The sequence below is a fragment of the Massilia aurea genome, from assembly GCF_024753205.1.
Taxonomy (GTDB): domain Bacteria; phylum Pseudomonadota; class Gammaproteobacteria; order Burkholderiales; family Burkholderiaceae_D; genus Telluria; species Telluria aurea.
Genome location: NZ_JANUGZ010000008.1, coordinates 16228 through 29912 on the forward strand (window position 1 = coordinate 16228; position 13685 = coordinate 29912).

Consider the following 13685-nt stretch of genomic DNA (forward strand, 5'->3'; position numbering starts at 1 on the left):
TGTGCTTAAGGTAAAAATAACCAAAGGATTTTGGACTCGCGCCACGTATGTCAATACAGATCTGACAAAGACCACATACGTGAGGAGTGTACCTTAAAATATTTTAATTGCGGAAGTATTTTCACTTTCTCTATAGTTAAGGCCAACCACCCTTGAACCCATTCTTACCTTACCCGAATAGAATAAATTCTGATCATGAAGACCATGCACTTCGCATATTTATGAGACTTGCATAAGAAGCTTAGCGCGCATAATCCCGCAATTGAAGCTCCCTCGTGCGTAAGCTTATGTCCTGTGCATAAGGTGGTTGACATATGCTAACTTCTATTCAATAGTTGAGTGCGCACTAACCTTCAATGTTAAGGGAGACCTCCTGATGGGAATTGTTTCTGTAGCACCACGCCAGGGTATAGCCACATTAGCATTACTAACATGTACAACAGCAGTCGCTCAGCAGCAACCTGCAAGCGGTGGGGACGATTCCAGCAGGAAAGCCACTGTAGTGATCCGTGGAAGTGCTGAATCAGCCCGTCGAGATGATCCGGTAAGCCGAACGGTGGTCAATCGGGACGAGCTGGTCAAGTTCGGTGACTTGTCTCTTCTTGACTCACTGAAACGTTTGCCTGGCATAACGATAAGCGATTCGAAAGTACAACTTCGCGGGCTAGGCAGCGGTTACACGCAACTGTTAGTCGACGGTGAGCGGCCACCGGCTGGTTTTTCGCTGGATACCTTGGCTCCAGATGCAGTTGAGCGGATTGAAATTTTACGCTCAGCAACAGCCGAGTTCAGTACTCAAGCAATTGCTGGAACAGTTAACGTCGTGTTAAGAAAAGTCGCAAATAAGGCTACTGGGGAGGTTAAGGGAGCACTTGGCGGCGGTCCGACTGAACGCTCTGCTAACGCAAACCTGGCTTGGTCCGACAAACATGACAAACGTTCACATAATTTCGGCGCACAGATTTACCATAATGACAGTACACCGACAGCGACGACTACCGAGCGAGAGCAAAACGCTTCCAGGGAGTTGATTGGTCTGCGTCGAATCATAGGCCAGAACAGCAATACTAGGAGCGGCATTAATCTTAATGGGCGCGTCAATTGGGTGCGCGAAGGCGCCGATAGTTTAACTTGGCAAGGATTTGCCAACCTTGGTCGGTATCGTGGTGGCTCAAGTATTGCTACTGAAACTATAGTTGGAAACCATTATCCGTATCCAGAGGAGAGCGTGCACGCTGGTGGGATTAACTGGAGCGTTCGGAATGACCTCAACTGGCTTATAAATCTTGGGGAAGCGGCCAAGTTGGAAACCAAGGCTGGATTATTCGCATCTCGTAGACAGCTTGATTTCGACCGAGAGGCATATGATGGACCGATCCTTGTGCTAAATCGAGATTACGGCACGGACATCCGTGAGCAAGGTTTAACTTGGACAGGCAAATACTCATTGGGGGTTGCGAGTAATCATTTGATCGACTTCGGATGGGACGGTGGTTATAGTCAGTTACAAGAAGAAGAAGTTCAGCGCGACTCTGCCGTCGCAACGGGAATGCCGTTTAACTTCGAGAATAATTACGATGCAAGCATCCGCCGTCTTGCGCTTTATTTGCAGGATGAGTGGAGAGTTGGGCCGGAATGGTCACTATACTTGGGTATGCGAGGTGAGCGGATCGAAGTTACAACGGAAAGCGGAAACATTTCCGCGAGATCAAGTTCTCAAGTATTCAGTCCATTAATGCAAGCTTTGTGGAAGCTTCCTGGCAAACGACAAGACCAATTGCGTCTCGCGATAACGCGAACATATAAAGCACCCGAGTTGTCGCGCTTGGTGCCAACTCGTTTCTATGCATCAATCAATACTCCAGTAACGCCTGATACGGTTGGAAACCCGGCGCTGAGACCGGAGTTAGCCAGCGGTGTTGAGCTATCTTACGAGCGGAACTGGGGGCAAGGAGCGACGATTTCAATTAGCGCAGGCGCGCGTGATATCAAAGATGTTATTCAAAATACACTTCGTCTTCAGGACGAACGCTGGATATCTACACCAGAAAATTTAGGCAGAGCCACCGTGCGGACGTTAGAGCTCGAAACAAAGTTTCCGCTGAACCGCTTACTGCCAACAATGCCGGCGATAGAAACAAGATTAAGCGCTAGCCGAAACTGGTCCACAGTGAACAACATCCCGGGTCCTGACAACCGTCTTAGCCAGCAACCGCTTTGGTCTGCCACGGTCGGTGCTGACTATATCAAAGGCTCTTGGGGCTATGGAGCAAGCCTCTCAGTGGTAGCCGGCGGATTAATCCGCAACTCGCGTCTAGAGTCAACCTGGACGGCGGCGAAGCGTGATCTGGATATTTATTTCGTGTATCGAATAAGCCCGTCAAATAGGTTGCGCTTCACGTTACGCAATACCTTAAAAACAGACAACGACTCATCAAATCTGTATTCCGACGAACTGCGAACCTTCGAGAGACAAAGAATCGTGGATGGCCATTTGAACTGGCGAATTCAATACGAATCAAAGTTTTGATCGACACGTAGCAGCTTTTTATTGTTATCACTGGTGATATCAGCCGTGCAAAATAGGCATATTCGAATACGACAAGATTTTGAGTGGTAGTACGTTCTTTATCTATACTTCGATAACTTTTTAGCAAAAAATTAATTTATGTGAAATTTGGTTACTCACGTAAGCGTGGTCGTCCTAAGTTGTGCTGAATAATGAGACTCAGACTGCGCTCCACAAAGACCACTATGCGCATCATTAATAGGGGAAAGTATTGGTGGAATCAGTGAGCATTCCTGCAAGTTTCGCAATTACCTGACGTTCAGCTCCAGTGAGTTCGGGGTGAAAAACTGAAAGAGCCAGAACTATTCTGTTACTGTTACCGAAGTTGCCTGCCGAGTGGGTATAAGAATGATTGAAGGAAAATATTTCTCCGGCCTTCGGATTAATCGTTTTCTCTCGTATCGTTAAATAACAGCCGGAAGGCGTTTCCAATGGTAGCCAAACATTTACAAAAATATTGTTCTGATCTGTGTGTGGGCGTAGATGTTCCCCTGGCCCCATTATCAAAAAAATTGCATTCATCATGAACGACGTCTGGTTCAATACCTCATGTAGGACGCGTGTTGTCTCAGGAAACGCGCGACACCGTTCATTATAAAAAGTGCCTGCGCGATAAAGCCTCCATTCGCGCCACTGCTTGGGGTTTCCTTGCAGCGGCAACGCGTTCGATGGCGCGTTGCCACCCAATCCGTAGGGAGGTGGAACTATTGTCCCGTTCACGAACTGCTGTGCCTCTCTTCTGATATTGAGAAAATTCTCACGAAGCGTATCAACGAACTTAAAACATGAGGGGGAAATCCAGGCCTCATCTTTCAAACCTGGCATGAAGAATCCCTTGGCGACTTGACCATGGTATGGTTCAGGTACGATTTTACCTGTCCAGATATCGAGCGTTGCTCGTAAGCGTTGCAGATCGGTTGACGACCAATGTAAAGAGGCGTCCTGTAGCACGCGCTCGACAGTACTAACATGTATTTTTGACGTGTTCAACATATCTATTCCTTTTAGCGATCAAGAATTCTATCATTTTTAATGATTAGATAGCCCTTTAATTGTGAGAGGAAATAGGCGCGTACTCCGTGTATTGATTCGGTTTAACAAGCTCATGACGTAGATCTATTAAAGCTGTTTTCTCAATTGTGAAAAGGCCGTCTGCGATAGAGCGTAAGGTAATGATCGTCTGCGATTTCTAGAAAGTCAACACAACCCTTTGTGCCCTGGCGAAACTCATCGCTTATTGTTTTTACCAAGCTGAAATTAATCTTTTTTGCTATGAGATCAATCGAGTCAATTCGCATCACCTCGTAACCAAAGATGTCGTCAACAGAAGCCGACACAGCTTTGAAGAAGCTTTCTTTTGCCGAAAATGCAAGTGTTGCTGCGTTTGCTCGCTGGTTAAGTGGGATAGTACCAAGCAGTCTGCGCTCATCCTCGTCTAGCACAACATATTCGACGTCTCGCTTAGCAGTACCTACTAGACGGCGCTCAATATCTAAGCCAAGTCCATTTCCAAATTCATGAGGAATTACCGCGGCCGCCGCAAACCTGTCGCTGTGACTGATACTGCCTGTTATACCAGATGGCCATATAGGTGCGCGCTGAGGGCCAATTTCAAGTTGAATGTGAGCGGCACCATACTGCGAGAGCGCACAGCTTGCAGCGAGCCGACCAAAAAAGAACTCTACCCGACGTCGAAATACGCTACGCGCAATCTGATCCGGGCATGCTATCGACATCTGTCGGTAAGCGTCCATTCGGAATTCCATGAGGTCGAATTCAATCAGTTGCACTGGGATGTGGTCGGCACTGACATATACTGTTTGTAGCCGGAGCATTCCCGAAATAGACGGAGCAATAGTCATCTGCATTTACTCAGCTTGAATTGGTTTCGTATCACATTGCTATAAAATCGAGTTATCTGTCAAGAAGTTTTTTAGGAGAACGCTGGTTGTTCTAGCTACTCATTCCTTGTAGAACCGCCGCGGGAAGAATATGATGTACTCTGCCATGTTCTTCATTTATGCAATTCGGATATATGACTTTGGCTTCTTAGTACTGTTTGACAAGGAATGTTTGATCAGATGAGCGCGATAACATGTATAGAAGATCTGCGAGAATTGGCTAGAAAGCGTGTTCCCCGCATGTTTTATGATTACGTTGATGGAGGCTCTTGGACTGAAGCAACGTACCTTGCTAACGAAGCGGATTTCGCTCGCATCAAACTGCGTCAGCGTGTCGGGTTGAATGTCGCCCAACGGACGACGCGCAGTAAGATGCTTGACCAAGAGGTTGCAATGCCCGTGGCCCTCGCTCCAGTCGGATTGGCAGGAATGCAGTATGCTGATGGTGAAATTTTGGCGGCACGCGCTGCTGAGAAATTTGGCGTTCCTTTTACATTGTCAACTATGAGCATATGTTCAATAGAAGAAGTGGCAGCTCACACGGTGAACCCATTTTGGTTTCAGTTATACATGTTTAAGGATCGAAGCTTTGTAAAGTGTCTGATCGACCGAGCACGAAAAGCCGATTGCTCCGCATTGGTGCTAACTTTAGACGTCGCTGTCTTTGGACAACGCCATAAGGACGTAAAGAACCGTATGTCGTTACCGCTCAAAATGACCGGGGCGAACATTGTAGACATGTTGCGTAGGCCGGTTTGGTGCGCGCGTATGATTTCCACATCGCGACGTGGGTTTGGAAACATCATGGGTTACGTAGACAATGTATCGAACATGAGTTCACTGGCAGCCTGGACGACTGAACAATTTGACTCGTCGCTAACGTGGAAGGATGTCCAATGGGTACGCAGATTGTGGGCGGGAAAGTTAATTGTTAAGGGGATTATGGACGTTGAAGATGCCGAATTGGCTGTCGCCTGCGGCGCCGACGCGCTAATTGTTTCAAATCATGGCGGTCGGCAACTAGATGGAACATCCTCTAGTATCGCAGCCCTTAGTTTAATCGCTGATGCCTGTAAAGATCGCATCGAAATACACATGGATGGCGGCATCCGTTCCGGGCAGGACGTTGCGCGAGCATTGGCATTGGGTGCTAAGGGTGTACACATAGGTCGTCCATTTGTTTATGGGCTTGGGGCGTTAGGCGAGTCCGGCGTTACAAAATGTTTGGAAATCATTCATAACGAACTCGATTTGACAATGGGGCTCTGTGGTCTCTCAGACGTGAAAGCTATCAGTAGAGAAAATCTCGTTCCCGGATCGCACTAGCATGCATGCTCTTTCCTTCATGAATTTATTAATTTCATCCGATTTAGTTGATTTTTAAGTTCCGCATGCTCATAAACTCATTTAACGAATAATTTCGGCTTGGCGTGTTGCCAGTCTTTGAGCCGGAATTGGTATTTTGATACCGGTGGCACGCTGTAAAATGTCATGGTTATAAAGTTTGAGGTACCTGAGCAGGGTCTTTCTCAGGTCGGCACTGCGGTCAAATTGGATTTTGCCTCATTTGGACGCCGACCGTTTCACTATCCCGTTGGTTTATGGATATGATGGAAACTCTGATCGGTGCTAGATGATCATACTCGTGCAAGCCTGATCGAATGCATGACCACCGCTCGGCTTCTTATATCTCGTGTAAAGACGATCCGAAAACTGCTTTCCGTTATAGGTCAGTATTTTGGAAATCTTGATTCTCTATCTGACGGCTTGAAATCAGTGAAGGTGTCGCGACGGAAAACGCACGATCAAATAATTAAGCAACGTCTTTGTACTAGAAACGGCCGCGTTGCGAAGAAAAACACGACCGTACAAAGCCCCACCTATAATTAAGGAAAGTATAACTAAAACGATGCCGCTGACCTAGAAATTAAGTTACAAGTTGGACGAATGCATTTGGATCAATACTGTCTCCAAAATAACAGCGATGTATTTCCGACGCAATGTACACAATCCTGCGCGTTCGACGAGTTCCAAAGTAAAGTCCCGTGTGCATAAATAATCCACGGTGTTTTTCGCAGGGATAGCGGTCGTTCGTTAGTTACAACGGTCCGAGAAATATGATCGCATGCGATAATAACTTCAGGGCCGCAGCAAATCCGTTTCGCATGGGCGATTGTGGCTTCCCTAATTGACTCAGTTTCAGGGATCAAGATGATTTTTCAACCGACTATAAGCACGAAGCGAGGCTGAATAAGTTTGGTGATGCGCTTCGGGTGTAGTAGCAGCTATATTTCGCTGCGCTGGCGACGGTAGTGGACCGTGCAAAGCCATGTACCCGACCTGCATGCAGCGGCTGTTTAACGGCCCGTTCGCGTTGATGATTGGCGTTCTTCTGAATCAGCAGTTGTTTAATTTCGGCGGCGACCAGATTTAATTCCAAGTGCTAGATCGTCTAATCCTTCAGTGCTTTGGCGAACTGCGCTCCAGCGGTCAGATCCCGTCCGCTCGACGATCTGAATGTTGACAGAATGCTACTGCGGTCAGCGGAAGAGCTTGTTCAGGCATATTCACCGTTGATTCAGCCACCGAGCGTTTTGCTGACACTGAACAGCAGTAACTCTATGTGCTCTGTAAATTTATGCTCATTACATCGGCATGCAGGTTGAGAGTTCGTCGGAGATCCAAGTCGGGGCAGACACCAATGTTCTTATGCTACCAGGGTATTTTTTTAAATTGCACCAAATAAATATTGCCAAGTTTTGCGATCTAATGCAAAATTGAGATTTAACGTTTTCTATAGTTTACTTGTATTGGTTTACTTCACTTGTATGGCTACAAAGTTTCCCGGAACTAAACTTTTTTCCTAGGGTGCGTGTTTATAACAAGATTTCTATGCGTCGTGATATTTCGATAGAAGGGCATGATTTGATCTAGTCGGCGGCATGTCCATTCATTAACTTTGATAATTGAGTAATTCGGTGCTGATTGCGACCTTCGTTTTTTTAGTCAGTTATGGAATTTTTTGGTGGAATCGAGATTAGTCCCGTTAAGCGAGTGACAATGGATTTCTTAAACAGGTTGCTAGGGTGGCGCTGATTAATTCGTTTTCCGGAAATCCACCCTATTAGAAATCAAGCGCTTACGAGAGAAATCTTAGGAAATTATGAATTAATCGGCGATTCTCTAGATTTCTGGGTGAACTATCTGATGAACTTGAATTAGACCGGATCCTATCCGGCCGCGCGAATAGGTGCGGTGGTCGAACGTTGCGGGGATGTAGTCACGGGTGCAGAGCGCTTGCCTATTTTTTAGGCGCTATAAGTCTTCAGATTTTCAAATAGAATGCTCGAAAAAGACCATACGCTGAATTGTGATAATTTTAAAGTTTCGAGAAAAGCTGGATTTTTTGGTTTCATCGATGAATAGCGGGCTTGGCGTCGCGTGCATCGCTATTTCGGCTGCCCGTAGAATCGACTTTAATTTTCCAAGTAGTGCCGAATGATGCTTAATACCACGACAATGAATTGATGATTTTGGCTGCTATTGCAACACGCTAGAGGTGTGATATTGCAAGTCGGATTTTTAGAAGCAATGCGAGAGATTCTTCTGTTACAAGCGGACTATCTTTGTTGATTATCACATCTAACATTCAAATTATATAGGATTAACATGTTGAGAAAAGTTTTGGCGTTCGTGGCTTTAGCCTTCCTTCCGTTTTTCGCTCAGGCTAATGATCTGCCTAATTATCCTTTCATACACGTGAGTGGGAGTGCGATGCTTCATGTTCGTCCGGATATTGGTGAGATTGATATTGAGATCACGTCCAGTAATCTGGATTCGCAACAAGCTTGGAAAACGGTTGAGGAAACACTTACCAGCGTCAAAGCGTTGCTTTGCTATCACAATGTAAAAGGTGAAGATCTTTCGGTGCAGAATATTGAATCCCGCCGCCGTAAGGCGGCTGAGCAAAACGTGTCTAACGAACAGATTCCAATTGAAATTTTTACCTCGGTGCACATTACCGTTCGTGAGATGTCCAAATGGCAGGAGATTGTAACCGCGCTGATGAGAATGCAAAATATTAATTCAATGGCTGTTGCCTTCAGTATTTCAAACAAGAACGAGATCGAATCTCAGCTTGTTAATCAGGCTATTGCAGAAGCCTATAGAAAAGCCCTGATTATCGCAAAAGGAGTTCGAGGAAAAGTCGGCCCCGTCAATGCTGTTGCTATTTCTCCATTAAAGAACCTTGCAAATTCATTTGGGCTTGCAGCGGCTTTGCCTTTTCAGCGTTCGGAACGCCTTAATGAAAGGCGGCCCGAGACCGAGACCGACTACACTTTAGTTGCCGTTCAAAAATTGAGCCAAGAGGTAGACGTAATCTATCGCATTAAGTAATATCCATCCCCCATTATACTGGCTCCGTGTAAGAAGCCGGATTCTTAAGGTAGAGCTGCTGATATAGCCTACGCGGAATCGCGAGTATCCTGGATCTTACCGTCAGCCGTTCTGCCGCCTAGTTTACAGAACTTGTCGTCGAAGTTCCGAAACCCGGGTAGTCTTGCGTTGCCGCTGGCTGGCCGTCGTCATCGCCCTGGCTACAGTGCTGCGTTGCCGGCGCTGCGCGTAATGATCCATTAACGAGACGGCTGCAAAGCAGCGAAACGATGATGAAAACGGCCCACGGGCCGTTTTTGGCGGATGGTCCCTTCGATGATAATTATTATTATCGTCTGAGGGACTGTGCAACAAGCGTCGATTCGGGTGGCTGCCCAATTATCAGGCACCCCTTTGAAAGCCGCATGGGCGCTGGTTTTTACGAACTTATCAGTAAGGTTATCCACTAAAAATGTTGATATCCATGCCTTGCCCTGAACAATACTGGAGCGCTCAGAGGTTTAGCGATACTCCATGTAGCAGTAGGGGAAAACCGATAGTTAAATTCTGAAATCGTCTAACGACTTCCCACCAGCGAGTCCCTCAGCAATCCACTTTGGCTGCCGGCCACGACCGGTCCACGTCTGCGCATTGTCAGCTGGGTTCTGGTACTGCACTTGCACCTTTTTTCCGCTGCTCTTCGATTTTTTTCCACCATCCGCAAGCAGCTCTTCTACCGAAACGCCTAAGCCGTGAGCGATAGCAAAAATCTGTTCGCGTGCTTTGGTGACGTCTTGTTGTTGGCGGGCTTTGATTTCTTTTTCAATCTCTGCCTGCAGTCCTTTGAGTTCACTGAGGTTATAGTCCGACAGATCTACCTTGGCCATATTATCCTTCTTTCTTCGTTAGGTGCTTGAAAAATTAATGCTACAAGCGATTCTACTACGCGCATGCCGATCAAACGTATTCACGACTTTTCGAGCGAGTGAACGGCGCTAAGACTGCGCACAAGCGAATTTGGCGTCCTTAAAGAGAAACGGTCGCTTGGCCATCAATGAGTGCCGTCCTAGCACTTTTCCGAGGAAAATGTAAGTAAGTGAGAGTGTTACATTACTACCACCGCATCGATGCTTAGTGCTAGGCTAGAAACAAAATTGGTGTTACAACTGCGGCTCTCGGGTGTCAAGGAAAGCCGTGGTGATTCAAAAACGTTCATACTTACGGCGCCTGGAGTATTGCCAACTGCGGATGGTTGGAGAAGTCGTCCTTCGCTGTCCTAAGCAAGCTGCCAAAGTTGATGTTCCTGCCTCCGCCTCCCTGTTTCAGCGTACGTAGCGCTGCATGCCAGGCAGCCTGGCCAGTAGGATGAAACTGGAGACGGGACAGATCACCACCGGCACGGCTCCACACCTCCTGGTCCCGTGGCCCAAATGGGTAGAGCTCGATCAGGACCCCCTCTAGCACCGACCAAGGGTCCTTCTCTTTCGCCGTAGGCGTGGCCTCCGAGCTGTACGGCGATTTCTTCCCGCCGTGGCTCAGCGCAACAGGGAAGTTCACTTCAAGATTGTCAGCCTTAAAGATTGGGTGCTGGTTGTCTGGGATTAGCTTAGGCACCTCCTCGGAGACGTAGTTAAACAGGTCAAAGACCTTGATAAAGCCACTTGCGTTCTTGTCGGCAGCTCCGCGCAAACCTGCCAGCAGTACAGTCGTGAAAACGCTGTTCCTCGCGCCGACAAATACGGCTGACACTTCGTCAGCACGACACGACGCCATCAGGGCGCGTCCGCTCCCAGCAGCCAGCTTCGCGAAGGTGTTTTGGGTATAGCCAGACTTGAACTCGTGGCCTTTGCCATCGGTCAATCTCTTCGAGATTGCGGCACCTCCAGCATGACAGGCGTCGATGAAGACCAGTAGCCGCTTCGCCTTAATCTGCGCAAGTGCCGCAGCTAACTCATCCGAGCTAATGGTTGTGTTTTCAATGTCAGCGAGGTCGCTATCCACGGTCGCCAACACGCTATCCTCATTACCCGGGCTGCCCAAGACGGCACCGTGGCCGGAGAAAAACACGCAGGCTGTGTCATCAGGGTCCGCGCGAGCAGCCAGGTCGTCAAGACCCTTTAATACGGCCGCCCGAGTAGCGTTTGCGTCCATGAGAGTGACGACGTTGGCGGGGGCATAGGCACAGTAGTTGGGCGATGAGAGTGTTGCAGCGACGTCGGTGACGTCGTTCAGGATCGCAGCAGGTAGGCTAGAGATTCGCTGATAGTTCGCCACGCCGATAAGAAGTGCGTGACCTTGTGGATAGCCAGTTGGGTTCATGTTTCAAGGATGGGTATATTGGAACGTCAACGCCAGCCAACGATGTCCGTGTCGTTGGAATACAGGCGCAGCTTCTCGTTCGAAGGGAAATCTTGGCACATCACGGCAAGGAGCGCACGCGTACCCGGACGGCCGCCGTAACGGATTAAATTCAATGCAAGGTGCCAACGTGCTGCACCGTTTTGAGACCATCCCGGCAGGTCGGAATTCTTGCCTCCGGCGCGTGACCAGAGTTCGCCGCTATCCGGACCGCTCGGATAGAGGTCACGCGCCTCATCCTCGAAGGCATTCCACTTCTCTGCAACGGTTGGTTTTGAGATTCCAAGCGTCCAGCGCGTATAAAAGCTAAGCAAGTCTGCACACAGCCGTAGTCCTGGCATGAGATCTGGACGATGATCGGCAAGTCGTTCAGAAAGATATTGGGCCGCGTTCTCCCAACGTCGGAATGACACAAGTGCTCCCAGTTGCTCAGAATCCGAATGAGAAAGATTGCGAACACCCCTCAAGAGGTTCTTCAGCCATGTGATGAACACCTCTTCCAGGAACGACGGAAGGGCACTAACGATTGCTAGACGCGAATTAATCGCCACCGATGATCGTTCAAGCACGGACCGCAAGCTCGAACTAGCGATGATTGCGCGCTCAAGCAGAGCTTCAGGGGGAGCTAGCAGCGCGCCTTTCCCAGCTGCTTCCAGCCAGCCGGTTGCGGTGGCCCGCAGATAGTGGTCATGCTGCGATGCGGGCAGAAGTGACCAGAGCCGCGCCCGCTCCGGAGTGGCGCTGAGGTCAGCCAAGGGTGTTTGTCCCAGTGCCTCGAGTAATCCCATGTCGATTGGCCGTCCTTCGGCGAGTTGAGCTACAACGGTATCGCGCACACCGATGGCATTGCTAGGAGCGTTCCAGAGGGTCGAATCCCTGCCAATCGCGACGCCCCACACCTTTTGCTCGGTGATGTCGTCACAGCGGATGTTATACAGCATTTGAGGATGGGCAGCAGCCATATCTGCGCACAGTCCGACCAAGCGCGAGTCCTTATGCGCGAAAACGCATTCCAAAGTCTGGGAGGGGCTCGCGTACCGAAGGGCCGACCGCAAACCATCACTGTGGTCTGGATCTTTGTCTACCTTGAGTTGCTGACCTGTGGCATCAAGAGGCGGCAACGTCGAAGCTAGTGTGGCGCCGTACGCGGTTAGCCAACGCTTCTTCAGCAGCGGCGAAAGCAGGTCGGCCGAGGTGATAACGTTGAGCTTTCTGGGCACTTTGCCCGCCAGCCGCTGCTCAACTGCCGCATCAGCCGGCAGGGTGCCTACGGCTGCGACGAACGCCGCTTTGCTATGCTCGGCCCATCTCCAGATTGCTTGGTAGATGGCGGGCTCGTCGCGACGAGCGACAGTCGACAAGCCGGCTGTCACCGCAGCGCGCCAAGGCGGCAATGCGAGATTCTCATCAACTGACGCAACGACCATCTCCATTAAGTCGCTATCGTCCGCTAGCGCGAATCTGAGGTTGCTGACGAGGAGCTCAACGGCCGACCACAGAGCTCGCGTGTTGGCAAAACCAGAGAGCGCCAAATTCCTCATTGGCAGCAGCTGCTTACAACTTGAGCTCGGAATTAAGGCAGTGAACCGACCGATGAGCTCGTCCTTGATGCTTGCGCCTAACGTCGGTTGAGTGGAGAGCCCGTCTACTAAGCGTATGGCCGCCAGCAAATCATCGAAGCCGTCGTTGCCAGAGAGCAGAGTGTGCAGCCGCTCAAGCCTGCTTAGTTCCCTAAGCGTATGAACTTCAAGGCCTAGGTCCTTGGCGAGAGCGATGATTGGCTGCACGTCGCGATGGCCGCAGAGGACCCTCGCGGATTCAGAAGCCGGGCTTTGATCGTCAGGCTTGACTATGCGGTGCTTCGTCCAGCGACCTTGGAGTTGCTCGGGCGTGCACACAAGCGCCGGCGTGGGTTGCTCTACCACGTCGTTCGGACCGAAGCTTAGCCGGAACGCAAAGGCTCGTCTTAAGGTCGGCCAAAAATTCCTCCACAGTGAATCGATAAGGTGCTCGAATCCCTCGACGCCCAGTCGGACAACGGGAGCTAGTCCTTGGACTGTCAACGCGTTGGCTGTACCAATCAAGTCAGCGGCAGCTGCGTCGATGCTGCCGGCAGTGTCAAGCTCAAGTGTTGCTACCGAACAAGGGCAATTGGTGACTGAAGGTGCTAGCAAGCCAAATAACCCACTCAGGCTTCCAACCTCGCAAATATCGTCCAAGCTGACGATTAGCGCGTGAGTCAGCACCATCCCGCCGCGAGATGCAGTCGGATCCACGAACGTGCGAGCAAGAACGTAGTGGTCGTCGATGGGAAAACCGCGAACGAACGGCGACCACGCGTGGACTCCTGGCGGCACTGCATCTGGCAGGTCTAGCTTTGATGCGATAGCAGCGGCTACGGGCGAATCCGAACTAGATGTTCTGAGTCCGTGACCGCGGCCTGGGACCTCGCCATAGACGGCCTGATCGACTCGCATTCG

General features: G+C 49.6%; 8 protein-coding genes. 3 read left to right on the top strand and 5 right to left on the bottom strand.

The window, feature by feature from the left end; genetic code table 11:
* Positions 1-376: 376 nt before the first annotated feature.
* The gene (locus tag NX775_RS23015; RefSeq protein WP_258838101.1) at positions 377-2530 is read left to right on the top strand and encodes a TonB-dependent receptor plug domain-containing protein; all 2154 of its coding nucleotides are present in this window, start codon (positions 377-379) and stop codon (positions 2528-2530) included.
* Between the two features lie 234 nt (positions 2531-2764).
* Here NX775_RS23015 and NX775_RS23020 read toward each other — a convergent pair whose 3' ends face one another.
* Positions 2765-3562, bottom strand: coding sequence for an aspartyl/asparaginyl beta-hydroxylase domain-containing protein (locus tag NX775_RS23020; RefSeq protein WP_258838102.1), 798 nt, complete (start codon positions 3560-3562; stop codon positions 2765-2767).
* Between the two features lie 140 nt (positions 3563-3702).
* A complete protein-coding gene (locus NX775_RS23025) occupies positions 3703-4437 on the bottom strand; it encodes a 4'-phosphopantetheinyl transferase family protein (RefSeq protein WP_258838103.1) in 735 nt (244 codons plus the stop codon).
* A 213-nt stretch (positions 4438-4650) separates the two neighbouring features.
* On the opposite strand from NX775_RS23025, the gene NX775_RS23030 reads away from it, so the two are divergent.
* Together NX775_RS23030 and NX775_RS23035 are read left to right on the top strand one after the other, a co-directional pair.
* Positions 4651-5796 carry an alpha-hydroxy acid oxidase gene (locus NX775_RS23030; protein ID WP_258838193.1) on the top strand — a complete coding sequence of 382 codons (1146 nt, stop codon included), beginning with the start codon at positions 4651-4653 and terminating at the stop codon, positions 5794-5796.
* A 2343-nt stretch (positions 5797-8139) separates the two neighbouring features.
* Positions 8140-8868 (top strand): SIMPL domain-containing protein, encoded by a 729-nt coding sequence (locus NX775_RS23035; RefSeq protein ID WP_258838104.1) that lies wholly within the window; start codon positions 8140-8142, stop codon positions 8866-8868.
* 539 nt (positions 8869-9407) lie between these two features.
* Here the strand turns inward: NX775_RS23035 and NX775_RS23040 are convergent.
* The 3 genes from NX775_RS23040 to NX775_RS23050 all read right to left on the bottom strand — a co-directional run bounded on the left by NX775_RS23040 (position 9408) and on the right by NX775_RS23050 (position 13682).
* Positions 9408-9734: an H-NS histone family protein gene (locus NX775_RS23040; RefSeq protein ID WP_258838105.1), complete on the bottom strand. Its 327-nt coding sequence runs from the start codon at positions 9732-9734 to the stop codon at positions 9408-9410.
* A 331-nt stretch (positions 9735-10065) separates the two neighbouring features.
* Positions 10066-11166 carry a caspase family protein gene (locus NX775_RS23045; RefSeq protein ID WP_258838106.1) on the bottom strand — a complete coding sequence of 367 codons (1101 nt, stop codon included), beginning with the start codon at positions 11164-11166 and terminating at the stop codon, positions 10066-10068.
* Between the two features lie 26 nt (positions 11167-11192).
* Entirely contained in the window at positions 11193-13682 is a 2490-nt protein-coding gene (locus tag NX775_RS23050; RefSeq protein ID WP_258838107.1) for a GAP1-N1 domain-containing protein, read from the bottom strand.
* Positions 13683-13685: the final 3 nt, after the last annotated feature.